This window comes from Sphingomonas sp. MMS12-HWE2-04, assembly GCF_044881185.1.
Lineage (GTDB): Bacteria > Pseudomonadota > Alphaproteobacteria > Sphingomonadales > Sphingomonadaceae > Sphingomonas.
This window is the reverse complement of record NZ_CP173254.1, coordinates 3892105-3915256: the sequence shown is the minus strand read 5'-3', so window position 1 is coordinate 3915256 and position 23152 is coordinate 3892105. Positions and strand designations below refer to the sequence as shown.

Sequence of the window (23152 nt, the reverse complement as noted above, 5' to 3'; positions counted from 1 at the left end):
TGCGAGACCGACTGCGGGCCGAGTTTGAAGCCACCCTGGAACATCGCCATATTCTCGGCATAGCTCGCGAACAGCTCGTGCCCGGGCGCGACGTTCCAGTGCACGCCCACTTCCGGCAGGAAATTGTCCTTGGCGGTCAGCGTGCCGCTGGCGAACTGGCTCGATGCCGGCGGGGGCGCCTTGGCGATGCCGGGCTGGGCCTCGGCGTCCGACTTCGAATAGGTGCTCTTGAAACCGAAATCGATGCTCAGCGCGTCATCGAGCAGCCTTACCGTGTCCTGCACATAGAATTGCTGCGTCTTCCACTTGGTTTCCTGGACCCACTGCGCCGTATCCGGCTGGCCCTTGAGGAACTGCGCCAGGCTGAACGGGCCCGTGACGTTGGTCCAGATATAGCGCGCGGCGCTGCTGGTATTGTCCTCCACCAGAAGCCAGCCTGAAACTGGTTGAAGCCGACTGCCCAGTTCAGGCTGGCGAGCACGCCCGTGCGATCGATCGTGTAGCGCGTATCGCGGATCTGGACCGGCACGTCGTCGCCGGTGGCCGTCGTGCCCTGCTTGGACCAGCCGACGATCCAGTTGTTGCCGGCGCCCTTGTCGTTGTGGTGATAGACCTGGGTGTGCACGCTGAGCGAGCTGGTGAGGTCGAAATCGCCGGCAAGGTAGAACAGATTGTCGTTGCGCAGGATCTGGCCGTTGGTGAAGGTGACGTCGGCATTCTTCTGCGGCGCCGGCGCGGCGACGCACTGGGTCGGCGCGGTCGGCGCAGTCACCGAACAATAGGCGACGCCGAGATAGGACTGCCAGTTGGGCGCATAGCCGGCCCAATCCCAGCCGAGGCGGCCCAGCATGTCCTTCGACAGATAGGAATCATCGGCCTGGTTGGTGCGCGAGATATCGGCATAGGCAGTGATCTTGATGCCGTCGGCACGGTACATCAGCTTGCCGTTGAACTGCTTGCCGTTGGACCAGTTATACGCCTTCTGGTTCACGAACAGGTCCTGCTCGACATATTGGCCGGAGAGATAGGCCGAGAAGCCGCCATGCTCGCCAGTGTCCACGCGGACGAAGGTGCGCAGGCTGTTCTCGCTGCCTACGGTCTGGCTGACCGAGAGGCCCATCTGCTTGTGCGGATCGCTGCTGACATACGTCAGGGCGCCGCCCAGATTGCTGGTCGAGGGGATGCCGAGCCCGGCGATGCCGGTGGCGAGATCGGCGCGGCCGAGATTTTCCGAGATCAGCGCGCGGCTGATCGTGAGGCCGTTATAATTGTTATAGGCGCCATCGCCGAGCGGCATGCCGTCCAGCGTGTAGCCAAGATGGGTGGTGTTGAAGCCGCGCACCTGGAGCGACAGCGACTGCTCGTTGAGGCCCAGCCCGTCGATCGACTGCGCGCTCACGCCCGGCAGGAAGTTCAGCGCCTTCTGCACGCTGGTGCCGGGGGGCAGCACATCGAGATTGGCGGGAACCAGGGTCGAGACCGAGCGGGTCTGGCCGCTGCCGATCACGACGATATCGGCATTGTCGGCATCCGCAGTCGCATCGGTGGCCGGAGCATCCGCGGTCTGCGCCTGCGCGGCGGGCGCTAGGCCGACCAGCGCGGCCGAGGCCATCAGAAAGGCATAGGTCTGGCCACAGCGCAGCCGGCGGCGCGAGAAGTTCGTCATGTACGTCCCCAATCCCGGCGGCCGAACGGCCACCCCCGTCGCGGCGGCTAGGCGCGGCTCGGGTCGATTCGGTTACGGCATCGTGACGATTTGATGACTTTGGGACTGGTGCGGCATTTGGGCATCAGGCGCACACAGCATGATACGCGGCACTCGCACTGCGCCGGCCCGGCTGCTCCCAAGGGCTGCGATTATTATATCATGCGGCGGGAAGGCCGGGCCCTGGCGGAGACGGAGGGATTCGAACCCTCGGTAGGAGTAATCCCCCTACGGCGGTTTAGCAAACCGCTGGTTTCAGCCACTCACCCACGTCTCCGGAAAGGGCCCGAGCGGAGGCCTATAGCGACGGTCCCCTGCCTGATCAACGCCGAAGAAGCCTTTCGCCGTTTGAGCGCGAAATCGACTCGACCCGTCGTCCGTTCATTGCAGCGACAGGGGCAAAGGCATAGCGCTTGCTTGGGATTTTGCGGGCGGGGCGCGTGAGCATGACGATGCGGACTTGGATTTTTGCTGCGATGGCCGCGCTGGTGATGGCAGCCCCTGCGACGGCGCAGATCACCACGATCGACCCCAATACCGGGATCGATTCGGACCTGCAGGCCCAGCCCCAGCCCCAGCAGGCGCCGCCTGCGGCAGAGCGGCCGCCCTATGCCGAGCCGCCGCAATCCTATCCGCCCGTGCAGCCGCAGCCGGTGAACCCGGCGCCCGTCGCGCCTGGAGCCCCCGGCGCCGCTCGTGCGCAGGCCGATGCCAGCTTCAAGCAGGACGCCACCTTCAAGCGCGAGGAGCTGATCGTCGCCGCCGAGGGCGTGTTCGGCAAGGGCGCCTCGGGCCTGGCCGGGATCCTCGAGGATATCCTCAAGGACCAGGGCGAGCCCAACGCCTATATCGCCGGCAGCGAAGCCTCGGGCGCGGTCGGCGTCGGGCTGCGCTATGGCGGCGGCAACATGTTCCACAAGATCGAAGGCCAGCGCAAAGTCTATTGGACCGGCCCGTCGATCGGCTTCGACCTGGGCGGCGACGCCAACAAGGTCTTCGTGCTCGTCTACAATCTTTACGACAGCCAGGAGCTCTACAAGCGCTTCCCGGCAGGCGAGGGCCGCGTCTATTTTGTCGGCGGCTTCTCTGCCGCCTATATGCGCCGCGGCGACGTGGTGCTGATCCCGGTGCGGCTCGGCGTCGGCTGGCGCGTGGGGATCAACGCGGGCTATATGAAATTCTCCGAAAAGAAGCGCTGGCTGCCCTTCTGAGTGCCGTCCGCCAGCCCATGGGAACCGATTACCGCTTGGCCCGTTGATCGTCGTTGGGCCGTCCGGGCTTGGTGGGGATCCGATGACTGACATCGTCGCGGGCGATCCGATCGCCGGACACTATGAGCTGCTCGTCCAGAGTGTCGCCGAGTACGCGATCTGCATGCTCGACCTCGAAGGCGTCGTGTCGAGCTGGAACGCCGGCGCGCAGCGCCTCAAGGGCTATGCCCCGAACGAAATCATCGGCGAGCATTTCTCGCGCTTCTACACCGCCGAGGAGCTCGCCGCGGGCATCCCCGCGCTCGCGCTCCAAACCGCCGCGCATGAGGGACGCTTCGAGGCCGAGGGGTGGCGGGTGTGCAAGGACGGCGCGCGCTTCTGGGCGCATGTCGTGATCGATCCGGTCCGCCTGCCCGACGGCACGCTGGTCGGCTTCGCCAAGGTGACGCGCGACCTCACCGAGCGCCGCGCCGCCGACGAGGCATTGCGCCGCAGCGAGGAGCGCTTCCGCCTGCTCGTCCAGAGTGTCACCGACTATGCGATCTACATGCTCGATCCCGAGGGGCATGTCGTCAGCTGGAACGCCGGCGCCGAGCGGTTCAAAGGCTATACCGCCGATGAGATCATGGGGGCGCACTTCTCGCGCTTCTACGGCGAGGAGGATCGCGCGGCAGGGCTGCCTGCGCATGCACTCGAGACGACGCGCAGCAAGGGTCGTTTCGAGGCCGAAGGCTGGCGGCTGCGCAAGGACGGCACGCGCTTCTGGGCGTCGGTGGTGATCGATCCGGTCCATGACGGCGCCGGCACGCTGATCGGTTTCGCCAAGATCACGCGCGATCTCACCGAGCGCCGACGGTCGCAGCACGCACTCGAACAGGCGCAGGCCGCGTTCCACCAGTCGCAGAAGATGGAAGCGATCGGCAAGCTCACCGGCGGCGTCGCCCATGATTTCAACAATCTGCTCGCCGCGATCATCGGCAGCCTCGATCTCGCCCGCCGCCGCATGGCCGAGGGCGCAGACGTCGGCCGATTCATCGACAATGCGATGGCGGCAGCCGAGCGCGGCGCGACGCTCACCCAGCGGATGCTGTCGTTCGCGCGCAAGCAGGAACTCAAGCTCGAAACGGTCGATCCCGCGGCGCTGGTGCGTGGAATGGCCGATCTGCTCCAGCGCACGATCGGCAATGGCGTGCGGATCGACACCCGCTTCCCGCTGTTGCTGCGCTCGGTCCATGCCGATCCTGCGCAGCTCGAACTCGCGCTGCTCAACCTCGCGGTCAACGCGCGCGACGCGATGCCCGAGGGCGGCGGAATAGTGATCGCCGCACAGGAGGAGAAGGTCCGCGCCGGCGGCGATCTCAAGCCTGGCAGTTATGTTCGCCTCAGCGTCGAGGATAACGGCACCGGCATGGATGCCGAGACGCTCGCCCGCGCCACCGAACCGTTCTTCACCACCAAGGGCGTTGGCCGCGGCACCGGGCTCGGCCTGTCGATGGCCCACGGCTTTGCCGAGCAATGCGGCGGCAAGCTCGCATTGCACAGCGCCCCTGGGGAGGGGACCATCGCCGAGCTGTGGCTGCCCGCATCGCATGCCGACGCGCAGTCGCCCGCCCCGGCCGATCCGCAACCCCGTCCCGCCGATGCCGCCGCCCCGCTGGTGGTGCTCGCAGTCGACGATGACGCACTGGTCCTGACCAACACCGCCGCGATGCTGGAGGATGCCGGACATCGCGTGCTCCAGGCGAGCTCGGGGCGTCAGGCGCTCCAACTGCTCGCCGAAGCCCGCATCGACGTGATCGTCACCGATTTCGCGATGCCCGAGATGAACGGCGCCCAGCTCGCCGAGGCCGCGGCGGCGGGCTGGCCCGACATCCCGGTGCTGCTCGTCTCGGGCTTCGCCGAGCTTCCGGAACAGATGGCGATCCATCTCACGCGGCTGACCAAGCCCTTCCGCCAGGACGAACTGCTCAAGGCACTGCGCGAAACCGTGGGGTCGCGCCACTCGGCGCAAGTCGTTCCGTTGAAGCGCGCCTGAGGCTCAGCCGAACTCGACTGCCTCGAAGCGCAGCGGCACGCCGATCGCCGCAGGGGCGAGTTCGGCTTCCCACATCACCTGGCTGCCGCGGATGATCGTGCCCACCGGCTTGCCGGTCAGCGTCATCCCGGTGAACGGCGACCAGCCGCAGCGCGACGCCAGCCAGCTTTCCTCGATCGTCCAGCGCGCTTTCAGATCGACCACGCTGAAATCGGCATCATAGCCGACTGCGATCCGCCCCTTGCCGACCAGCCCGAAGATGCGCTGCGGCCCTGCGCTGGTCAGGTCGATCAGCCGCTGCAGCGTCAGCCGCCCTTCAGCGACATGGTTCAGCATCAGCGGCAGCAGCGTCTGCACGCCGGGCATCCCGCTCGGCGAATCGGGATAGGGCTTGGCTTTCTCCGCGCGCGTGTGCGGCGCATGGTCCGATCCTAGAACATCAGGCACGCCCTGGCGCAGCCATTCCCACAGCCCGTCGCGATGCGCGCCCGATCGGATCGGCGGGTTCATCTGCGCGAAGCTGCCGAGCCGCGGATAGGCGTCCTCGCCCGCCAGCGTCAGGTGCTGCGGCGTGACTTCGCACGTCGCGATGTCCTTGTTCCGCCCGAGCAGTTCGAGCTCGGCCGGCGTCGTCACGTGGAGCACATGGATGCGCCGCTTCGCCGCACGCGCCAGCCCCAGGATCCGTCGCGTCGCCAGGATCGCGCTTTCATCGTCGCGCCACACCGGATGGCTCGCCGGATCGCCGGCGATGCGCTCGCCGAGCCGCTCCTGCATGCGGAACTCGTCTTCGGCATGGATCGCCACGCGGCGATGCCCGGACGCCAGCACCCGCGCGAGATTGGCATCGTCCGAAACCAGCAAGTCGCCGGTCGAGGCGCCCATGAAGATCTTCACCCCCGCCGTCCCCGGCAGGCGTTCGAGTTCGGCGAGGTGCTCGGCATTGTTGTTGGTCGCGCCGACATAGAAAGCGTGGTCGCACCACATCCGGTCCCTGGCCCGGGCCAGCTTGTCGGCGATCGCCTCGGCGCTGTCGGTGTTGGGCTTGGTGTTCGGCATCTCGAACACTGCCGTCACCCCGCCGAGCACTGCCGCGCGGCTGCCGCTCTCGAGGTCTTCCTTGGCCTCGAGCCCAGGCTCGCGGAAATGGACCTGGCTGTCGATCACGCCGGGCAGCACGTCGAGTCCAGTGCAGTCGATCGTCCGCCCCGCATCGCCGACGCTGCCGATCGCGATGACCTTGCCGTCGGTCACGCCGACATCCACCTCTGCGGGTCCGCCGGGCAAATGCACACGGCCACCGGTGAGCTTGAGATCGACGTTCATGCGCTGCGCCTCTTTCGTCTAGCCTGCCCGCCCCCTACCTGTTCGCCATGGCCGACACCACCCCCGCAACCCGTCTCGCAGACCGCGCCCTTCTCCGCATCGCCGGCGAGGATGTCCGCGGCTTCCTCCAGGGGCTGGTCACGCAGGATATGGCGACGGTGGCCCCGCAAGCCCCGCGCTGGGCGGCGCTGCTCACCCCGCAAGGCAAGGCACTGTTCGATTTCATCCTATGGGCGGATGACGATGCGATCCTGGTCGATTGCGAAGCCGAGCAGCGCGACACGCTCGCCCGTCGCCTCGCGATCTATCGCCTGCGCCGCCCGATCACGATCGAACCCGTCGATGGCGGCGTCCACTGGTCCGCCCAGGGCGATGCCGGCGTTCCCGACCCCCGCCTCCTCGCACTCGGCCGCCGCTGGCTCGGCGCCCGTACGGGCGAACCCGCGACCGGCTGGCTGGCCCACCGCCTCGCGCTGGGCGTCACCGAAGGCGCCGCCGAACTCGGCCAGGACAAGACGCTCTGGCTCGAGGCCAATGCCGCCGAGTTGAACGGCGTCAGCTTCACCAAGGGCTGCTATGTCGGCCAGGAAAACACCGCGCGGATGCACTACCGCGCCAAGGTCAACCGCCGCCTCGTCGTCGCCCCGCTCGCCGACCCTGGCGACCGCACCCGCGCCCGCTACCCCGAGCTCGGGCTAATGGTCGAGCTGCGCCGCGTCGAGGCACTGGGCGACGCGCTGATGCCGGATTGGCTGGGCGCTGCCTTGTCGGAACCTGCCGGCGCCTGATCGAATCCGATCGCGGCGAGCCATTTGGCGATGCGCAATTGCGTCTCCGGCATGAACGCCAGTTCGTGTCCCGCGCCAGGAACGAGTTCGAGCGTGGCGCGGTGCGCTGCCGCGACAAGCGTGCGGCCCTGCCCGTCGGGAACGACCGTGTCGGCGGTGCCGTGCAGCACCAGCAGCGGCGCCCGTATCCGCGCCACCTTGGCGCGGTTGTCGTAGCGGTCACGCAAAAGCAGCCGCGCCGGCAGCCACGGATAATGGGCCACCGCGACGTCCGGCAGGCTGGTGAAGGCCGAGATCAACACGAGCCCCGCCACCGGCGTCTCGACTGCCAATTGGCTCGCCACGCCCGAGCCGAGCGAATTGCCGATGAGCACGGTCTGCGCCGGCGCCACGCCCTGCGCCCGCAGCCAGGCCAACGCCGCGCGCCCGTCGGCGTAGAGCCCAGCCTCGCTGGGTTTGCCCGGATTGCCGCGATAGCCGCGATATTCGACGAGCAGCACGCCATGGCCGCGCGCGCCCAACAGCGCCGTCGCACGGGCGGATGCCTCGATCTGGCTGCCATTGCCGTGCAGAAACACCAGCGTCAGCATGCCCGGCGCCGCCGTGCGATAGGCCGCGTGCAGCGTCAGTCCATCCTCGGTGGATAGCGCCACGGCAGCGAAGCCCGGCGGCATATCGGTCGCTGCGCCGCGCGGCGCCGGCGGCGCGGGATAGAGTAGCGAACGCTGCTGGATCGCGAAGGCGAGCAGCACCGTGAGATACAGCCCGATAGCCACCGCCAACGCGATCCACACAATCCGCCCCATCCCGCGCCCCTTCCAGGCTCTCGACCCATAAGGGCCTATTGGCCTTCGAAAGGTCGCGATCAATCGATCCGATTGAAATAGGTCGTTTCCAATCCTGGAAGTTTCTCGCCGGGCCAAATAATGGTTTCGGTCATCGATTTTCGATCCTTGGCGACGGTGTAGATGCGGGTCGAAACCGGAGCGCCCTTTTTCCCCAGGGTCATCACCAGCGTATTCGCTGCGGGCTGGCGCAAGGCAACCGTGTCGGTAAAATCAAGGTTGCCGCTGATGGGTACGGGTGCGCCATCGACGGCCGCCGTCGATTCTGCATGTTTGCGGGTGCCGTCGGGCGCCACGATTTCGACGCGCGTCGTCCATTTCCGATCCTGCGACACGCGAAAGCTTATGGTCACGCGCTGCGGCCGTTCCTCTTTTGGCATCCGCGACACGTCGAGCAGCCAGTTGCCGACCAGCGGCACCTGGCTGGATGCAGCGGCTTGGGCGGCTTGCGGGGCGGCGGGTTGCTGCATCGAAGACATAGTCGCGACGATCAATCCAACGGCCGTTATCGGCACTGCGATAAGCACGATCCTGGTTCCTTTCGATCTTTTCAGCCCGGAAGTTGTGGGCTGCGGCGGGGTGTCGGCCGCGCAGCGCTGGGTCGAAAGATCGATATTCTTGTCCCAAATTTTTTGGGCGTTCAGCAGGCGGGCCAATTCACGGCTGCTCGCAGCGCCCGTCTTGCGACGCGCGTCGCGCAAGCGCTCGTTGATCGAGGCTTCGGAGCGGCCAAGCTGCGCCGCGATCGTCTTTACGGTATGCCCCGAAGCAAGGAGGCGGAGAACTTCCAGTTCCCGCTCGCTGAGACTCGCAAACGATTCGGGCGGGTGGTCGGGGAGGGACACGGCCTTCGCTCACCACAGGCTCTCGAAAACATCCATCCCAATTATTTTGGGAAGCTGTGAAAGCCCTTCAGGCAGCCTGGCGGTTGAATAATCGATCTGCAGCACGCGGCGCCGGCGCGCGGGCGCCCGCGCGCGTTCGGAGGCGTGGAGGATCGGCGTAGCGTACAGCCACACATCGCCCCGGGCGGCTGGGCAGGTCGCGATGCCGCAGCGTGCCACTTCCGCCGCGATCTTCCCTTCGGGGACCAGCGCGCGATGCGACCCCGGCGCGATCAGCAGCGGCGCGTTGCAAGCGTCCACGGGATCCAGATGCACGCGCAGCGTCACCATGTTCTCAAGCAGCGCGACATGGACGATGCCCCGCTTGACCGTCCACGGGCCATAACCCGGAACGGTGCGCCGAGCAGCGACCGCGACCGTGCGGTCCTGATGCCACCCCAGCGCCCAATTGGCCGTTTCTCGCTTGTCGAAAAGGATCGCACGGACCGGACGCGCGCCGGCGCCGATGGCTTGCGCGGCGGCACCGCCGATCGCGCCATCGGCGCCGAGCAGATCCGCCAGCGCAGGCAAGCCATGAAGCCGCACGCCGGGACTGCCCTGCATCCCCGGAGCGAAAACCGCCTCCAGCCGATCGAGCAGCGGCAGTGCCCGTCCGGCATGCCGCTCGGCGCCGTCGCGCGCCAGCGTAAGGGAAGCGTTCATCGCGACAAACCCTGTACGGAAACTAGGCAAAGAAAAAGGGAGGCCGGTTGCCCGACCTCCCCAATTCCTTGGTCCGAAGACCCGAGGCTTACTGGCCCGAGCCAGGTCCGTACGTGATTTCCACGCGACGGTTCTGAAGCTCGCGGACGCCGTCGGCAGTCTCGACGCGCGGGCGGCTTTCGCCGAACGCTTCGGTCGAGATCACACCGTCCGAGATGCCACGGGTGGTCAGGTAGCCCTTCACCGAGTCTGCACGACGCTGCGAGAGACCGACGTTGTAGCTTGCCGAACCCGAGCGATCGGCGTGGCCTGCCAGCATGACCTGCGAGTTACCGCAGTTCTGGTAGTTGCTGATGGCGTTGTCGAGGATGCTCGCGGCTTCCGGCGTGATGTCCGACTTATCCCAGTCGAAGAACACGATGTACGGGCCGGGGGTGCAGACCACCGGCGGCGGGGTCGGCGTGGGCTCCGGGGTCGGAGTCCAGGTCGGCTGCGGCTCCGGAGTCGGCTCCGGGGTCGGCTCGGGCTCAGGCGCACCGAAGTTGAAGGTCAGACCGCCGAGGATGCTGTGCGACCGGAAGCGGCCGAACACCTGACGACCTGCGATGTCGGTGAGGTCGACACCCGGCGCGTTGAAGAAGCGATACTTCAGCGACACGTCGATGTTGTCGGTGATCGGCGCGCGAACGCCGGCCAGGACCTGCCACGCGACCACGGTATCGGAGTCGTCGAGGAAGTCGCCGTTGGTGTTCAGGCCGATCTTCTCCTTGACGCGCGCAACGCCGAGGCCGGGACCGACAAAACCCTGGACGCCGTCATCTTCGCCGAAGTCCCAAAGGGCATTGACCATGAAGCTGAGCGCCGAGCTCTTGCCGCCGGCATAGTCATAGCTGCCGGCAGGTGCGCTGGCGACGCCGCCAGCTGCGGTGTAGTAAGGCGTGGAAACGCCCGAGCGCCAGCCATTGACCGACGCCTGACGGTAGCCGACTTCCGCCTCGAGGCGGACGGCACCGAGGTCGTAACCCACGGTTGCATCGGCATCAAAGCCGGCGCGGTGATCGGTAGTTGCGGTATCGATCGCGCCCCCGATGTCGAACGTGATGTCCTCGACCAGCATGGCGCCGCCTTCGACACCCACATACCACGCGTCGTCGCGGGCGAGTGCAGGCGTGCTCAGCGCGGTCGTCGCAAGTGCCAAAGTAACGGCAAGCTTCCGCATTTTAGTCCCCTTTCTTGGTTGTCACTACGGACAGCGACAAACTCAGTACCGAAACGATAGTTTCCGCGCAAGCACACAAATCCGGGGACTGTTGCATGATCGTCACAGCCTAGCCTGGTCTGACCAAGCCATGTGCACGCAATGCTTCCAGCACCGAAACGATAGCCGTTCGCGCTGCCGCATCAACCGTCATGCCCCCGCTTGGTTCCGCTATCGCTTCCGATTGTGGACCAACCACTTGACGTCCCTCGATAAAAACTTTTCCGAACGCCTCTCCGCTATGCCAGCCCCCATCGCGGAACAGCGCAAATCCCGCTTCGGCGTCGATCCACAGCCGCATCCCTTCTTGCGGCGCAACAAAATGCCAGCCGCTGGTCGTCCAACCCGCGATCGCGTGGCTATGGTCGGCCCACACGCCTTGGGGGGCGCTACCGATCACCCAGCATTGGCCGGGGGCCGGCGCGACCGGCGGAACATTTGCCGCTAGCGCCACCAGTCGCCCATGGACCAGCAGGTCGAGCCGCGCGAGCGCTTCGTTGTGCGTCATTTCCTTCTGGGCCTGGCCCGGTTCGAGCAGCGGCAGGTTGAGGCGTGGGGTTTCAGTCATCATCCTTCTCCAGCGGTGGCAAAGTGAGCGAAAGCGGCGGCGACAGTCCGTTGGCACCGATTTGGCGCACGCGGACGCTCAGCGCCGCCGCGCGTCCGCCGGGCGGAAGCCGCAGCCACGGCACTAGCGTCTCGACTGCCTCGCCCGCGATCTCGACGCGATAGGCCTCGCGTTCCTCGCTAAGCGGCGCGTCGACGCCGTCGTTCCAGCCCCAACCCGCCCTGCTGCGCCGCACCCAGCGCAGCACCGTCGCGCCGTCCTCCTGCTGCATCGCAGCAAAATGCACCGGTGAAGGCGGCAGGCACGAGATGCCATCGATCTCCGCCTCGGCTCCGGCCGGCGTCGCCGCGTCGCCTTGGCCCTGCGCAAGCACCTCCACCGTCCGCCCCAGCGTCTCGCGTGGCAAATCGATCACGGTGAGCGCGTCCGCATCGAGCAGCACGAAGCGCGCGCCCGGCGCTGCCCCCGGCAACGTCCCGCGCCGCCCGCGCCACAGCCCGCTCAGCTGCCAGCGCGCACCGCCCAGCGGCTCGGCGCGGGCAAACTGGAGCAGCTCGTCTCCCAGCATCGCGGCATTGGCACCGGCAGACAGCGCCGCCGCATCGGCATCGCCCAGCACCATCCCAGCATGCGCCAGTTCGACCTCGACCTGATGCGCGCGATCCTCCATTGCCGCCGGCGCCGCGGGAAGCGGCGTCGCCACATGCCCCAGCACCGCCGCCACGCCCGCGCTGCCCGCGCCCGTCCAGCTGTTGCCGTCGGTGCTGAACAGAAGCGCGGCGCTGCGCCACCCCGGCGCCGTTCCCGCCGCCGCGATCGCCAGCCGCGGTCCGCCGGCCAGCATATCGCCCAGCGGCGGCAGCTCGAAGGCATGGACGATCGTCGTCCCCGCCACGCGATCGGGCGCGGGCAGCACACGCCCGGGGTCGGCGCGTGCCGCCACGCTCCCCGGCGCGACACGCACACAGTCGACCGTCAGCACCATCTTCTCGAGTGACCAGCGATCGATTCGCCATCGCCCGGGCGTTCCCGCGATCGTGACGCGCTCGCCCGGCCGCAGCGCCATTGCGCTCCAGGGCAGCGCGACGCTGCGCCGCTCGCGCTCTAGGTCGAGCCGCAGCAGCGCATCCTCGGCGATCGTCTTGGCCATCCCGGCATCCACTGCAGCCGGCAGTTCGACCCGCGCTTCGCGCGTTCCCGCCCCGGGGCGCACCGCGCGCTGGAGCCCGGCCTGATAGTCGCGCGCCGGATCGAAATGGCTGAGCGACAGCGTCTTGGGCGCGGCATCGCTCGCCGCGATCGCCCGCACACCGCGCGCATCCGCCCCGTCATCGGCGACCGCCACCGCATCGCCGTCGCGCCCCGCCAACACCAGCCGCCCGGGCTCGGCGCGCACCCAATTGCCACCCGCCCCGGTCAGCGTCTCCGCAACCGCGCGCACGCTCGCCCCCGATGCCGCGAACCCCGCCAGCGCCAGCTCCGCCCCCTCGTCCACGAGTTCCCCCTCGCTCAGCGCCTCGAGGATCGCCCCCACGCGCGGCGCTGCTGCATCGGCGAACAGCTCGAAGCTCAGCGACGGGATCCGGTTGCCGAAGTCGGCCAGCGCCAGATCCTCGAACACCGCATAGGCGATCCCGCGATGCGCCGGCGCCGCGGCCATGCCCTCGGCGGCCGCGATCAGCGGGTCCACCGCCTGGTCCTCGCCGCCCAGATGGAGCCGGAACCCCGTCGCCACCTTGAAGTCGCCCGCCGCGCCGCGCAGCAGCATCCCGTCGGCCCAGATCCGCCCTACCCCCAGGATCGGCCGCGCCGACAGCGCCACCGCGAACGACGCGCTATAGCTATAGGTCGTCGTGCTCGGCTGGCCCTTGCCGCCGCCTTGCCGCGCGCGATGCTCGATCAGGTCGGTCGCCCAGATCACCGATCCGGCGACGCGCAGGCTGCCGAAGACCTTCGGAATCTGCGTGCCATAAGACGAGGTCTGCACGCGCAGCTCGCTCAGCCGCGGCCCCTCGCGCCCCTTGGGCTTGAACAGCACCTCGCGATCGAAGGCATTGCCCGCGGCCGCACCGATCGCCGCGCCCACCGGCCCGCCGATCAGCCCGCCCGCGACCGTGAGCACCAAGGTCGCCATTCAATCCTCCCTGCAAAAGCGCCACGCGCCGATCACTGGCCAGGCGAGCCCCGGCCGCTCGACGACGCGGCGCAGCATCGCATCGGCATGGATGATCCCGGCTTCGCTGCGGATCGCGAAATGCAGCTGCCCCGGCCCGGGCCGCAGCAGCATGAGGTCGCCGGGCAGCGCCGCTTCCACGCGCACCAGCCCCGCTCCTTCGATGGCGCGCACCGCCCGCGCGGCATCGCCGCTGCGCAGTGCGTAGCCGCTCGGCACCTCCCCGGTGAAACCCTCGGCCCGCAGCGCCAGCGCGACCAGCCCGACGCAATCGAGCCCACCCGCCACCGTCCGCCCATGCAAGCGAAACCGCGCGCCCAGCGCTCCGCGCGCCGCCGCCAGCGCGCTCATCCGCCTGGATAGCGCGTCAGCAGGTCGATCCCCGGCAGATAGGGCTCGCCACGGAAATTGGCGGCGTTGGCGAAGCGCCCCGCGCAGGTCGCGATTGCCTTGTCGCAGCCCTCGCCGATCTCGACCAGCGCCCCCACGCCGTCGAAGCGCGGCGGCCGCCGGAGCGTCGCGCGCACGCCCTCGCTTCGCACCACGCTGTCCTCCAGCCCACTATTCGCGCCGCCGAACCAGCGCAGCCGCCCGCCACCCCAGCCATTCGCCACCGACTCGCTGGCATCGAGCGTCACCACCGCACCGTCGACCGCCACCACCCGCGCGAACCGCCGCCGCTCCGCCATCGCCACGCGACAGCGCCGGTCGCCCAGCTCGGCCCGGCACTCGGCGCTGGTCTCCTCGACCACCGGCCGCTCCAGCGCCGCCGCCGCGCCGCGCAGCTCGGCGGTGAGCATGCCCCCGCGGGTTTCGACCGCGCCGATCGTGCCCTCGCCCAGCACCACGCCGGGGCCCGGCGCCTGCCAGTCGGTCGCGAACACCGTCACCGCCGCCCCGTCCCAGCGCCCGGCGAGCAGATCCTCCTCGCCGATCGCCTGCGCACTCAGCGCCCCGGTCGCGTCCATCGTATCGGCTTCGAGGCTGGCACTGCGCACGATCGCGCTGGGCGTCATCCCCGGCGCGGCGCGATAGACCAGCCCATCGATCGCCAGGTCGCGGTCGTGTGCGGTCAGCCCGATCGTCACGCCGTCGCGCCGCTCGAGCCGCCAGCACAGGGCCATGGTGGTCACCATCTCAATCCTCCCGGATCTCGACCAGCGGCACCGATGCCGCCACGCCGGCAAGAAAGGTCGCGCGGCTCACGCTCAGCCGATCCTCGGCAAAGCGCACCGGCACGTCGAACACGAAGCTCGCCGTCACGACCGCCCCCGCCGCCGGCGCCGCATCGAGCACCACCGTTCCGCCGTCCTCCAGCGCAAAGCCATGCGTCTCGGCTCCGTCGATCGCCACGCGCACGCTCCCCGCCACCGGCCGGGTGATCCGCCGCACGCTCGCGCCATAGGTCTTGACCAGCGCAAACACCGCATTGGCGCCGTCGCCCATCCCCAGCACCTCGTCGGTCGCCTGCCAGTCGAACGGATCGCGCAGGCGGAACCCCCGCGCCGCGCCCATCCGCGCCCGGAAGAAGCCGAGCAGCGCGGCGATGTCCGTCTCGGATCGCACCCCGGGCCCCACGTCATAGCGCGTCCTTGCCGCCGCCCATTCGGCGTTGCGCAGCTCGTGCCCGCCCGCGCTGGTCACGATCGCCGTAGACATTTCCGGCGCCACCTCCGCCTCCCGCCCCAGCGCCAGCGGAAACAACACGTCGTCGAATGCGTCCACCTCATCCTCCTGATCGAAATGCACGAAGCCATCGCGCAGCACCTGGGGCAGTGCCCAGACATAGGTTGCCGCCACCCCGCGCCGCCGCGCGCGATCGGCGGCGGCGGCGATCGCCGGCCATTGCCCGCGATCCTCGCTGCGCAGCAGGAAGCCGGCGAGATAATGCTGCCGTGTCACGGGATAGCCCAGGCGCGCCTGCGCCGCCGCGATCGCCCGCGCGCTCGCCGCGCGGTTTCCCGCCGCCGCCCAGTCATAATCCTCGAGCTGGAGCACATCGAATGCCGGCGACGCCCAGCCGATCGGCAAATTGGCGCGCTTGGCCTCGGGCATCGCCGGATCGAGCACGGTCGGCAGATAGGCGAGCAGAAGCACCTTCGCGCCCGCCGCCGCGCCCTTCACCGCGTCGCGCAGCGCCAGCGTCGAGCCGGCAAGCAACGCCCCCGCCGCATCGAGCACCGCCAGGTTTGGTGTGCCCTTCAAATTCTGCTGCGGCGGATCGCCCAGCGCCGCGCGCGCGGCGGCATCGTGGAGGCAGATCCGCCCGTCGCCGAGCACCCACCACCACGGCTCGCCGACCTGGAACTTGACCGCCAGCCCCGCGCCCTGCGCGATCCCGACGAACGCCAGCGCTACCGCGCGCAGATAGCCCATCGCCCCGGCATGCGCCGGCGACAACAGCGTCGAGGGCGGCTGCCATCCGGTCAGCGCCGGGGTGCCGTCGGCCGCGCGCTGCTTCCAGTCGCCCCAGGCGTGCTGGTCGAGCAGCTCGTAGGACAGCGACCAGATTATCCCGAGCCCCAGCGCCTTTGCCCGCGCCGCGAAGTCGGCATGCCAGGCGGCCGCGGCGACATTGAGCGCGCCTCCCGCCAGGCTGGCATAATAGCCCCCGGAATTGGGCTCGAGCCGGAAATAATGGCTCATCCCCACATAATGGAGGATGTCGCCGCGATAGCCGAGCTGGAGCAGGTTGCGCAGCAGCCGCGCCGGAGTCAGGTGATAGCTGTCGTCATAGCCGCTGGCGATCGCCAGGCCGTGTTCGGGCACCACGACGTCGCCGATCGCGAGCACCGCGCCGGGCCCCTCGCACGCGATGCCGCTCAGCTCGGCCCATCCCACGGCCGGCGCCGCCAACGCCACGTCCGCGCCGCTATAGCCCCCCGGCACGAGCGACACGAACATCCGGTCGATGTCGCCAGCGAACACCGTGTCCGCCTCGCCCGGCAGCGCGAACCCGCCGTCGAGCTTGGCAAAGTCCAGCGACACCACCGCATCTTCGGGTGACCCGACGGCATAGTTCCAAAGCCGCACATACCAGGCCCGCGGCGCCCCCGCGGCGTCGCGACCCTCGATCGTCAGCACCGGGCCGTTGACCGCGTCGAGCGGCTTCATCCCCGAAGAGCGCCAGCGAAACCGCAACCGGCAGCCGCGAAAATCGCGGTCTGTGGCATAAGCGAGTAGCGGGTGATCGTGCCGGTCCTCGGCCTCCCAGATCAGCCCGGCAAGATCGTCCTGCCGATAGAAGACCGCATCCACCCGCAGCGCGTCGGCCGCGCTGGAGACCACGCTCGCCATCATCGGCCGCGGAAAGTTGACCGTCCAATAGGCAGGATCGAAGCGCGAAACCACGCCCTCCGCCTGCCCGCGCCGCTCCGACGCCAGCCAATGTGCCATGATATTCTCCCGAAAGCCCCAGTGCGCGGAGCGCCGCTCCCGACGATCGCATTGCGGCCCGTTGCAAAGCGTCGAGGACACGCGGCGCAATCGCGCTGCATTTCTTAGAAGTCGCCGCAATTCTGCCGCCGCGCGCCAGTCCAGCCGGCAATGCCCGGCGCGAAATACTGCCGCTTTGCCAGTCAACTGGCTCCAAAGCATGAGATGTTGCGCGCCCTGTTGCTTGCTCCCCATTGCGGTACGCGCAATAGCTTCGCGCGAATTGCAAAGGGGGCTCGAAAATGCTGATTGTCTGGAGTGGCTGGGGTGCGTTGACGATTTTGATCGTGGCGGTGGTTTCGATCGCGGTGGGCGCTCTCCTGCAAGTCATCTTCACAGCATTGGGCTATCCGCAGCTCGCCTTTCTGGCGGTCAGCATCGGCCTATTCTCTGCCGCGGCGGCGAATTGGTTCATCGGCAAGCGTCTGAACAGCACGCCGGGGCGCGAGCTGGTCGATCCGAAAACCGGCCAGTCCGTCATGTTGACGAAACGCCACAAGCTTTTCTGGATCCGCATGGAATATTGGTCGTTGCCGGTTGCGGTGCTGGCGCTCGTCCCGCTTCTCGCGCTGCCGAATGCGTTAAGCCACTGACGCGCGCGCCCCGTTTCACTCCACCGCCAGCGCCGCGCGCACCGCGCGTGCCACTTGCCGGCTCGACTGGGCCAGCGCTTGCGGCGCCTCCCCGCCCGGCGCGTTGACCGTGATTGCCACGCGCACTTCGCGCACCCCGCCGCCGGCCGCCGCCACGCTCCCCGCGCTCGCCGGCACGAACAGCTCGGGCCCGCGCTCGCCGACCCAATAGGGTCGTCCGGGGCTCACCGGCCCGCCGGTCGCGCGGCCGGGCGATCCGCCGAGCAGCCCGCCGACCAGCCCCAGCAACCCGCCATTGCCGCCACCGCTGCCCCCCAGCACGGCATCCAGCCCGCCGCGCAGCGCCGTCGCGGCGATCTCGCCGAGCACCTGGAGCGCCAGCTTGCGCAAATCCTCCAGTCCCAGCTTGCCGGTGCGCACCGCCTTCAAGAGCGCGCCTTCGATCGCATGCCCGGCGCGTTCGGCGCCTGCCTCCAGCGGCCCGTCCAGCTGTCCGCGCATCTCGGCCACGTCGCGGGCAAAGCCGCGCGTGTCGGCACGCACGCTGACGATCAGCCTCTCGATTTCCTCATCCATCGGGAAAGAGCTCCTTCAGCCGCGCGACCTCGCTTCCGCCCAGCGGCGCGGGCGCGTCGCCGCGCAGCGCCTGCGCCAGCGCCGCCAGCTCGGCCGGGGTCGCGTTCCAAAATGTCTCGGGGCTCCAGCCGAACAGCACGCCGGCGGCACCTGCCAGCCGCGCCGCGGCGGTGGCGAAGTCCGTCACCGCCCCGCCAGGATCTGGCCGACCAGCGCCTTGAGCGCCGGCATGTTCGCGGCCAGACCGCGTACCGCCACGGCCTCGGAAAATCGCTCGCGGGTCAGCCCCTCGGGCGGCTCGGCCAGGCAATGCCAGAACAGCGTGACCATCTCGGACAGCGACAGCCGCCCCTCGGCAAACCGCTCGACCAGCGCGAACAGCGGCCCCACTTCCTGCTCGGCCGCGACCAGTGCGGCGAAGCTCGGCCGCAGCACCAGCGTCGCGCCGCCGATCCGCAGCCCTGCTTCCCCGCGCGCGGAATTGACACGCCCCTCCCTTCCAGGGAGGGGTTGGGGGTGGGTCGGGGTCTCACCGAGCCCAACATTGCCGCTCATGCCGACACCACCGGTCCGGAGCTCTCCAGGCTCAGCGTGTAGCTGCGCTCGCCGTTGAAATCGCCGGCATAGTCGAGCCGCGTCACCAGGAAGCGCCCGCTCATGCTCTCGCCGCTCTCGAAGCTCAGTCGATAGTCGTCGATCGTGCCGGCCAGCGCATTGACCTTGAGCCGCGCCTCGGCCGCCGACCCGGTGAACACCCCCGCGCCCGACACGCTGACCGATCGCACCCCGGCACCCGACAGCAAGTCGCGCCACCCGCCCGAATCCTTGCTGGTGATCACCACCGCCTCGCCATTGACGCTCAACTGCGTCGTGCGCAGCCCCGCCACGGTCGCATAGACCAGAGGCGCCGCCCCGTTCCCGATCTTGAGCAGGAACGCGCTTCCCTTCTCCGCCGCCATCGCTTTCTCTCCTTCGCTCAGCTCTCGCGCAGCATCCGCACGCGCCACTCGCTCATCGCCGCCCATTTGCTTTCGCTTTCGCGGAACACCCGCGACCGGATCAGCCCCAGGCTCACCACTCGCCAGCCGCCGCCCAGATCGCGCGCGACTGCCTCGATCGCCGCCTCGGCCTCGCCGATCAGCCCGCGCAGCCGCACCGGCGCCTCGCCGCTGTCGAACAGCTGCACCGCAATCCGCCCCTCGCGCCCGGCCATGTCCTTGGTGCTCCAATCGGCGAGCACCGGGTCCTCGAGCAGCGCATAGGGCCTGGCGGCACGCAGCGGCGGCGCATCGAACACCGCCGTCACTCCCGCCTTGAGCGGCGCATGCCCGTCGAGCGCGGCCTTGAGCCCCGCCTGCAGGGCCGCGTGCGCGTTCATCGGATCAGCCCTCCCAGCCAGCGCAGCGCCGGATCGGCGAGCAGCCGCCGCGCCAACCCGCGCCCGCGGATCACCACCCGGTCGCTCTCGGCGGTCACCGCCAGCCCGGGCAGCGCCGCTTCCGCCGCATCGGCCAGCCTCTCGGTCGCCGCCGCCACTGCCTGCGCGGCGATCGCGTCGCCGCGCGCCTCGAGCCCGGTCATGCCCGCGCCTCGACGCCCAGCGTCATCCGCCGCCACGGCCGCCACAGCGCGCTCACCGCCGCCGGCGGCGCGCTCACCGATCGCGCTTCGAACAGATGCGCGATCAGCACCACCACGCCTTGCGCCAGCGCGGGGGGCAGCGCCTCCCAGCTCGCCGCGACGCCGGCGCTATAGTCCACTGCGAAGCGGTCGCCGCCCGGACGCGCGATGCGCACCCGGCCTTCGCCTGCCGCATCGATGTCGATCGCATAGCCGTCGTTCGCCAGCGGCACTGCGCTGCCGTCGTCGGCGATTCGCACCACGCCGGTGATCGCCACCACCGGCGCCCCCGCCAGCCGCTGCCAGCCGCTGCCGGCCACCATGTCGCTGCGGTCGCGGATCAGCGTCGCGCGTCCGGTGAACGCCTCGCACAATTCCAGCGCGGCGGCGGCGTGGCGCGCGATCAGCGCGTCCTCGCCATCGCCCGCGATCCTCAGATGCGCCTTGGCCGCGTCGCGCGCAGCCGCGATCGCCGCCGGCGGAAATGCCGTCGTCATGTCGTCCCTCCTGTTGCCCGAAACCGAAGAACGGGCGCGGCTGACCAGACCGCGCCCGCCACAGCCGTCAGGCGGCTGCGAACTTGATCAGCTTGATCGCCTCCGAATTGGTCACCATGCCGCCCACCCGCTTGGTCGCGTAGAAGTGGACGAACGGCTTGTGGCTATAGGGGTCGCGCAGGATCTGCGTCTCGCTGCGGTCGGCGATCAGATAGCCCGCCTGGAAATTGCCGAACGCGATCGACAGGCTGTTCGCCGCGATGTCGGGCATGTCCTCGGCCTCGACCACCGGATAGCCGAGCAGGGTTGCCGGCTGCCCCGCGCCGATCCCCGGCGCCCATAGAAATGCGCCGTCGGTGGTCTTGAACTTGCGGATCTTCGCCAGCGTCGCGCTGTTCATCACCCAGCTCGCCCCCTGGCGATAGGGCGCGCGCAGCGCCTGAACGAGGTCGATCAGCTTCTCTTCGGGGCTCGCCGCAAAGCCCCCCGCCGCGCCGCTCGCGATATATTGCAGCGTCCCGAAGGCGCGCGTCGCATCCGCCGTCGTCGCGGTCGGCACCGTAAGGAACCCCTTGGGCTTGCTGGTGCCGTTGCCGTTGACGAACGCCGCCCCCTCCGCCGCGGCGAACTCGCGCGCGATTTCGTCCGACAGCCACTGCTCGACATCGAAGGCGCCGTCGTCGAGCATCGCCTGGCTCGCTGCCGGATTGGCGTAGAGATCGCCCATCGGCGGCGCGATTTCGTTGAACACCGGCGTCGCGGTCTCGTCGCGCGCGGCGGTCTCCGCCGCCCAGCCGCTGGCGAAACCGCCGCTGGCGACCAGCTTGCGATAGCCGCTGGTCCCCACCTTGACGACATTGGCGATGCTCCGGATCGGCGAGATCGCCTTGAGCGTCACGTCGATCCGCGCGTCGATCTCCTCGGGGATCGCCACGCCGCCGGTGGCGTCGCTCACGCCGCTCACTGCCTTCATTTCCATCGCCCCCGCGCCCGAGCGCAGATAGCCGTCGAACGCGCCGCTTCCCGGCCGCGCCCCGGCGAGCATTGGCCGCACCGGCGGCAGCCCCGCATGCTCCACCGCCGCGAAGCTCTCCGCGAGCCCGTCTGCCTTCACTTCGATCATGTCATTCTCCCGTCCACGCCAAAAGGGCCCGCGCGGGAGGATCCCGCCGGGCCAAGAAATTCGTCTGCTGCCGTCAGTCGTCGACCGCGTGAATCCGCGCGAGCGGCTGCATCGGCTGCGCGACCAGGCTCACTTCGACCAGGTCGAGCCCGGTGATCTCGCGCACCCGGCCCGCTTTGGCATCGCGCACCCGGTATCCGAACGACAGGCCGGTCACCGCCCCCGCCGCCACCGCGCGCGCCAGTTCGGGCGCATCGACGCGGCCGACCACGCGCAGGCCCCGGCTGTCCTCGCCGATCGCCTCGATCGTTCCCACCGGCTTGCCGCCGTGCTGCCACAGCAGCGGCACTGCGCCCGGCCGCCCGAACGCGCCCCGCCGCACCACATCGCCGCCGCGATCGACGGCGTCGAACACCGCGGCATAGCCCGCGAACCGCGTCACTTGAGCCAGCCCGGAAAGCCCAGCTTGACCGCCAGCCCGACGAGCACCAGCGCCCCCAGCATCCGCCCGACCCAGCCGAACGCGGCTTTCAGCGCCGATCTTTTGGCGTCGCGCCACGCGCCGAGCAGCTCGCGCAGCTCGCCCATGTCCTTCGCTGCGCCGGCATCGCCCAGCCCCAGCCGCGCCAGCGCGCGCGTCGCGCCCAGCTCGCCGGCTTCCTCGGCGATCGCACGCAGCGTCGCGAGGTCGGCGCCATCGGCCTGCGCATGCTCGATCAGCTGCGCCAGGATTCCATTATCGTTGCTCATAGTCCCACCATCGCCCGTTTCTCGTCGTCGGAAAGGAAGTCGGCCGCGCTGACCTGCGCCCAGAGCTGGGCGCGATCCTCGGCCAATGCCGGCACCTGGTCGAGATCGACGGCCAGCGCCGCGTGCGGAAACCAGCCGCCCAGCCCCTGCGCCAGCGCGTCGAGGATCTTCGCGGCCACCGGCAGGATCGCCAGCCGCCACAGCGCGCGATTGGCCTCGCGATAATTGGCGTAGCTGTTGTCGCCCGGCAGCCCGAGCAGCATCGGCGGCACGCCAAAGGCCAGCGCGATCTCGCGCGCGCTCGCCGCCTTGAGCCCGACGAAATCCATCTCGGACGGGCTCAGGCTCATGCTCTGCCATTTGAGCCCACCGTCGAGCAGCATCGGCCGCCCGGCATGTGCCGCGCCCTGGAACCCGGCCTCCATCTCGCCTTTCAGCCGAGCAAACTGCTCCGGGCTCAGCACCCCGCCATCGCCGGTATCATAAACCAGCGCGCCCGAAGGCCGCGCCGCATTGTCGAGCAGTGCCTTGTTCCAGCGCGACGCGGCATTGTGGATCGCGATCGGCCCCGAAGCGGCGTCGAGCGCGCCCAGCCCATAATGGTCGTCGAGCGGATGGAAGGCGCGAATATGGACCAGCGCCGGCCGCCCGCGCGCATCCTCGGCCGCAATCCGCGCGCTCGCCCCGCCCACCTTGTAGCGATAGGCTTGCGGCCACCCCCCGGCGTCAGGCTCGATCGTCACGCGCTCGGGGCGCAGCGCAAACACTTCGCGCAAGCCATTTTCGTCGCTCAGCAGCTGGGCATAGGCATTGCCGTGGAGCAGCAATTGCGCGCTCAGCGTCTCGAGCAGCGCCTGCCCGCCGCTGCGCGCGCTGACCAGCGTCACCAGCGCCGGGTCGGAGGCTGTAAGCGGCGCCGCCCCCACGCCTTCGCTCACCAGCCGCACCGCGCGCTGGGCGATGGCATTGCGGCAATAGCCGTCGCGCACCTGCGCCTCATAGCTGCGCGGCCACTCGCCGAGCGTCACCGCCCCGCCGCGCGCCAACACCGGCCGCACGCCTTCGCGCACGGACTTGCGTCCGAACCACCTCATGCGATGTC

The 23152-nt window shown here is 69.2% G+C and carries 26 protein-coding genes, 1 tRNA gene and 1 pseudogene; 4 read left to right on the top strand and 24 right to left on the bottom strand.

Going from position 1 to position 23152, the window contains the following annotated elements:
• The 3 genes and pseudogenes from AB2M62_RS18635 to AB2M62_RS18625 form a co-directional block, all read right to left on the bottom strand.
• Positions 1 to 284, bottom strand: a pseudogene (locus AB2M62_RS18635) (TonB-dependent receptor); the annotation flags it as partial.
• Complete coding sequence (locus AB2M62_RS18630; RefSeq protein WP_404336232.1) at positions 269 to 1666, bottom strand: TonB-dependent receptor plug domain-containing protein; 1398 nt, start codon at positions 1664 to 1666, stop codon at positions 269 to 271. The pseudogene AB2M62_RS18635 and the gene AB2M62_RS18630, both read right to left, overlap by 16 nt.
• A gap of 223 nt (positions 1667 to 1889) precedes the next feature.
• A tRNA-Ser gene (locus tag AB2M62_RS18625) sits at positions 1890 to 1982 on the bottom strand.
• 169 nt (positions 1983 to 2151) lie between these two features.
• On the opposite strand from AB2M62_RS18625, the gene AB2M62_RS18620 reads away from it, so the two are divergent.
• Positions 2152 to 2916 (top strand): DUF1134 domain-containing protein, encoded by a 765-nt coding sequence (locus tag AB2M62_RS18620; protein WP_404336230.1) that lies wholly within the window; start codon positions 2152 to 2154, stop codon positions 2914 to 2916.
• A gap of 82 nt (positions 2917 to 2998) precedes the next feature.
• A complete protein-coding gene (locus AB2M62_RS18615; RefSeq protein WP_404336228.1) occupies positions 2999 to 4951 on the top strand; it encodes a PAS domain S-box protein in 1953 nt (650 codons plus the stop codon).
• A 3-nt stretch (positions 4952 to 4954) separates the two neighbouring features.
• Here AB2M62_RS18615 and AB2M62_RS18610 read toward each other — a convergent pair whose 3' ends face one another.
• A complete protein-coding gene (locus AB2M62_RS18610; protein WP_404336226.1) occupies positions 4955 to 6277 on the bottom strand; it encodes a dihydroorotase in 1323 nt (440 codons plus the stop codon).
• A gap of 47 nt (positions 6278 to 6324) precedes the next feature.
• Here AB2M62_RS18610 and AB2M62_RS18605 point away from each other — a divergent pair, with 47 nt between their 5' ends.
• Positions 6325 to 7065 carry a YgfZ/GcvT domain-containing protein gene (locus tag AB2M62_RS18605; RefSeq protein ID WP_404336224.1) on the top strand — a complete coding sequence of 247 codons (741 nt, stop codon included), beginning with the start codon at positions 6325 to 6327 and terminating at the stop codon, positions 7063 to 7065.
• On the opposite strand, the gene AB2M62_RS18600 is transcribed toward AB2M62_RS18605, so the two are convergent.
• The 9 genes from AB2M62_RS18600 to AB2M62_RS18560 form a co-directional block, all read right to left on the bottom strand.
• Complete coding sequence (locus AB2M62_RS18600) at positions 6957 to 7871, bottom strand: alpha/beta hydrolase (protein ID WP_404336222.1); 915 nt, start codon at positions 7869 to 7871, stop codon at positions 6957 to 6959. The genes AB2M62_RS18605 and AB2M62_RS18600 overlap by 109 nt on opposite strands.
• Positions 7872 to 7930: 59 nt before the next feature.
• Positions 7931 to 8755 (bottom strand): helix-turn-helix transcriptional regulator, encoded by an 825-nt coding sequence (locus AB2M62_RS18595; protein WP_404336220.1) that lies wholly within the window; start codon positions 8753 to 8755, stop codon positions 7931 to 7933.
• A 9-nt stretch (positions 8756 to 8764) separates the two neighbouring features.
• Positions 8765 to 9457, bottom strand: coding sequence for a phytanoyl-CoA dioxygenase family protein (locus tag AB2M62_RS18590; RefSeq protein ID WP_404336218.1), 693 nt, complete (start codon positions 9455 to 9457; stop codon positions 8765 to 8767).
• A gap of 88 nt (positions 9458 to 9545) precedes the next feature.
• Complete coding sequence (locus AB2M62_RS18585; RefSeq protein WP_404336216.1) at positions 9546 to 10676, bottom strand: OmpA family protein; 1131 nt, start codon at positions 10674 to 10676, stop codon at positions 9546 to 9548.
• A 109-nt stretch (positions 10677 to 10785) separates the two neighbouring features.
• Positions 10786 to 11283 carry a DUF2793 domain-containing protein gene (locus AB2M62_RS18580; RefSeq protein ID WP_404336214.1) on the bottom strand — a complete coding sequence of 166 codons (498 nt, stop codon included), beginning with the start codon at positions 11281 to 11283 and terminating at the stop codon, positions 10786 to 10788.
• Complete coding sequence (locus tag AB2M62_RS18575; protein WP_404336212.1) at positions 11276 to 13417, bottom strand: phage tail protein; 2142 nt, start codon at positions 13415 to 13417, stop codon at positions 11276 to 11278. Before AB2M62_RS18575 ends, AB2M62_RS18580 begins: the two co-directional genes overlap by 8 nt.
• The gene (locus AB2M62_RS18570) at positions 13418 to 13807 is read right to left on the bottom strand and encodes a peptidoglycan endopeptidase (protein ID WP_404336211.1); all 390 of its coding nucleotides are present in this window, start codon (positions 13805 to 13807) and stop codon (positions 13418 to 13420) included. It abuts the gene before it with no gap.
• Positions 13804 to 14592, bottom strand: a complete 789-nt coding sequence (locus tag AB2M62_RS18565; protein WP_404336209.1) for a DUF2163 domain-containing protein — start codon at positions 14590 to 14592, stop codon at positions 13804 to 13806. Before AB2M62_RS18565 ends, AB2M62_RS18570 begins: the two co-directional genes overlap by 4 nt.
• 1 nt (position 14593) lies before the next feature.
• Entirely contained in the window at positions 14594 to 16852 is a 2259-nt protein-coding gene (locus AB2M62_RS18560) for a DUF2460 domain-containing protein (RefSeq protein WP_404336207.1), read from the bottom strand.
• Positions 16853 to 17133: 281 nt separating this feature from the next.
• Here AB2M62_RS18560 and AB2M62_RS18555 point away from each other — a divergent pair, with 281 nt between their 5' ends.
• Complete coding sequence (locus AB2M62_RS18555; protein WP_404336205.1) at positions 17134 to 17484, top strand: hypothetical protein; 351 nt, start codon at positions 17134 to 17136, stop codon at positions 17482 to 17484.
• A gap of 15 nt (positions 17485 to 17499) precedes the next feature.
• On the opposite strand, the gene AB2M62_RS18550 is transcribed toward AB2M62_RS18555, so the two are convergent.
• The 11 genes from AB2M62_RS18550 to AB2M62_RS18500 all read right to left on the bottom strand — a co-directional run bounded on the left by AB2M62_RS18550 (position 17500) and on the right by AB2M62_RS18500 (position 23144).
• Complete coding sequence (locus tag AB2M62_RS18550; protein ID WP_404336203.1) at positions 17500 to 18060, bottom strand: tail tape measure protein; 561 nt, start codon at positions 18058 to 18060, stop codon at positions 17500 to 17502.
• Entirely contained in the window at positions 18053 to 18247 is a 195-nt protein-coding gene (locus tag AB2M62_RS18545) for a phage tail assembly chaperone (RefSeq protein ID WP_404336202.1), read from the bottom strand. The genes AB2M62_RS18550 and AB2M62_RS18545 overlap by 8 nt, the downstream gene beginning before the upstream one ends.
• Positions 18244 to 18615 (bottom strand): gene transfer agent family protein, encoded by a 372-nt coding sequence (locus tag AB2M62_RS18540; RefSeq protein ID WP_404336200.1) that lies wholly within the window; start codon positions 18613 to 18615, stop codon positions 18244 to 18246. The genes AB2M62_RS18545 and AB2M62_RS18540 overlap by 4 nt, the downstream gene beginning before the upstream one ends.
• Positions 18612 to 19019 carry a phage major tail protein, TP901-1 family gene (locus AB2M62_RS18535; protein ID WP_404336198.1) on the bottom strand — a complete coding sequence of 136 codons (408 nt, stop codon included), beginning with the start codon at positions 19017 to 19019 and terminating at the stop codon, positions 18612 to 18614. Before AB2M62_RS18535 ends, AB2M62_RS18540 begins: the two co-directional genes overlap by 4 nt.
• A gap of 17 nt (positions 19020 to 19036) precedes the next feature.
• Positions 19037 to 19438 (bottom strand): DUF3168 domain-containing protein, encoded by a 402-nt coding sequence (locus AB2M62_RS18530; protein WP_404336197.1) that lies wholly within the window; start codon positions 19436 to 19438, stop codon positions 19037 to 19039.
• Positions 19435 to 19641, bottom strand: coding sequence for a hypothetical protein (locus AB2M62_RS18525; protein ID WP_404336195.1), 207 nt, complete (start codon positions 19639 to 19641; stop codon positions 19435 to 19437). The genes AB2M62_RS18530 and AB2M62_RS18525 overlap by 4 nt, the downstream gene beginning before the upstream one ends.
• Positions 19638 to 20177: a hypothetical protein gene (locus AB2M62_RS18520; protein WP_404336194.1), complete on the bottom strand. Its 540-nt coding sequence runs from the start codon at positions 20175 to 20177 to the stop codon at positions 19638 to 19640. Before AB2M62_RS18520 ends, AB2M62_RS18525 begins: the two co-directional genes overlap by 4 nt.
• A 67-nt stretch (positions 20178 to 20244) precedes the next feature.
• Positions 20245 to 21300: a phage major capsid protein gene (locus AB2M62_RS18515; protein WP_404336193.1), complete on the bottom strand. Its 1056-nt coding sequence runs from the start codon at positions 21298 to 21300 to the stop codon at positions 20245 to 20247.
• Positions 21301 to 21373: 73 nt separating this feature from the next.
• The gene (locus AB2M62_RS18510; RefSeq protein WP_404340019.1) at positions 21374 to 21751 is read right to left on the bottom strand and encodes an HK97 family phage prohead protease; all 378 of its coding nucleotides are present in this window, start codon (positions 21749 to 21751) and stop codon (positions 21374 to 21376) included.
• Entirely contained in the window at positions 21739 to 22050 is a 312-nt protein-coding gene (locus tag AB2M62_RS18505) for a DUF6127 family protein (RefSeq protein WP_404336191.1), read from the bottom strand. The genes AB2M62_RS18510 and AB2M62_RS18505 overlap by 13 nt, the downstream gene beginning before the upstream one ends.
• Complete coding sequence (locus AB2M62_RS18500; protein WP_404336190.1) at positions 22047 to 23144, bottom strand: phage portal protein; 1098 nt, start codon at positions 23142 to 23144, stop codon at positions 22047 to 22049. The genes AB2M62_RS18505 and AB2M62_RS18500 overlap by 4 nt, the downstream gene beginning before the upstream one ends.
• Positions 23145 to 23152 lie beyond the last annotated feature (8 nt).

Bases quoted from the DNA above. Each gene is read 5' to 3' on its own strand.
- AB2M62_RS18530 (WP_404336197.1), bottom strand. From the start codon at position 19,438: ATGAACGCGCACGCGGCCCTGCAGGCGGGGCTCAAGGCCGCGCTCGAC.
- AB2M62_RS18515 (WP_404336193.1), bottom strand. From the start codon at position 21,300: ATGATCGAAGTGAAGGCAGACGGGCTCGCGGAGAGCTTCGCGGCGGTG.
- AB2M62_RS18505 (WP_404336191.1), bottom strand. From the start codon at position 22,050: ATGAGCAACGATAATGGAATCCTGGCGCAGCTGATCGAGCATGCGCAG.
- AB2M62_RS18570 (WP_404336211.1), bottom strand. From the start codon at position 13,807: ATGAGCGCGCTGGCGGCGGCGCGCGGAGCGCTGGGCGCGCGGTTTCGC.
- AB2M62_RS18575 (WP_404336212.1), bottom strand. From the start codon at position 13,417: ATGGCGACCTTGGTGCTCACGGTCGCGGGCGGGCTGATCGGCGGGCCG.
- AB2M62_RS18520 (WP_404336194.1), bottom strand. From the start codon at position 20,177: ATGACGACGGCATTTCCGCCGGCGGCGATCGCGGCTGCGCGCGACGCG.
- AB2M62_RS18580 (WP_404336214.1), bottom strand. From the start codon at position 11,283: ATGACTGAAACCCCACGCCTCAACCTGCCGCTGCTCGAACCGGGCCAG.
- AB2M62_RS18610 (WP_404336226.1), bottom strand. From the start codon at position 6,277: ATGAACGTCGATCTCAAGCTCACCGGTGGCCGTGTGCATTTGCCCGGC.
- AB2M62_RS18600 (WP_404336222.1), bottom strand. From the start codon at position 7,871: ATGGGGCGGATTGTGTGGATCGCGTTGGCGGTGGCTATCGGGCTGTAT.
- AB2M62_RS18535 (WP_404336198.1), bottom strand. From the start codon at position 19,019: ATGGCGGCGGAGAAGGGAAGCGCGTTCCTGCTCAAGATCGGGAACGGG.
- AB2M62_RS18565 (WP_404336209.1), bottom strand. From the start codon at position 14,592: ATGGTGACCACCATGGCCCTGTGCTGGCGGCTCGAGCGGCGCGACGGC.
- AB2M62_RS18540 (WP_404336200.1), bottom strand. From the start codon at position 18,615: ATGAGCGGCAATGTTGGGCTCGGTGAGACCCCGACCCACCCCCAACCC.
- AB2M62_RS18560 (WP_404336207.1), bottom strand. From the start codon at position 16,852: ATGGCACATTGGCTGGCGTCGGAGCGGCGCGGGCAGGCGGAGGGCGTG.
- AB2M62_RS18555 (WP_404336205.1), top strand. From the start codon at position 17,134: ATGCTGATTGTCTGGAGTGGCTGGGGTGCGTTGACGATTTTGATCGTG.
- AB2M62_RS18550 (WP_404336203.1), bottom strand. From the start codon at position 18,060: ATGGATGAGGAAATCGAGAGGCTGATCGTCAGCGTGCGTGCCGACACG.
- AB2M62_RS18605 (WP_404336224.1), top strand. From the start codon at position 6,325: ATGGCCGACACCACCCCCGCAACCCGTCTCGCAGACCGCGCCCTTCTC.
- AB2M62_RS18615 (WP_404336228.1), top strand. From the start codon at position 2,999: ATGACTGACATCGTCGCGGGCGATCCGATCGCCGGACACTATGAGCTG.
- AB2M62_RS18525 (WP_404336195.1), bottom strand. From the start codon at position 19,641: ATGACCGGGCTCGAGGCGCGCGGCGACGCGATCGCCGCGCAGGCAGTG.
- AB2M62_RS18620 (WP_404336230.1), top strand. From the start codon at position 2,152: ATGACGATGCGGACTTGGATTTTTGCTGCGATGGCCGCGCTGGTGATG.
- AB2M62_RS18500 (WP_404336190.1), bottom strand. From the start codon at position 23,144: ATGAGGTGGTTCGGACGCAAGTCCGTGCGCGAAGGCGTGCGGCCGGTG.
- AB2M62_RS18630 (WP_404336232.1), bottom strand. From the start codon at position 1,666: ATGACGAACTTCTCGCGCCGCCGGCTGCGCTGTGGCCAGACCTATGCC.
- AB2M62_RS18590 (WP_404336218.1), bottom strand. From the start codon at position 9,457: ATGAACGCTTCCCTTACGCTGGCGCGCGACGGCGCCGAGCGGCATGCC.
- AB2M62_RS18585 (WP_404336216.1), bottom strand. From the start codon at position 10,676: ATGCGGAAGCTTGCCGTTACTTTGGCACTTGCGACGACCGCGCTGAGC.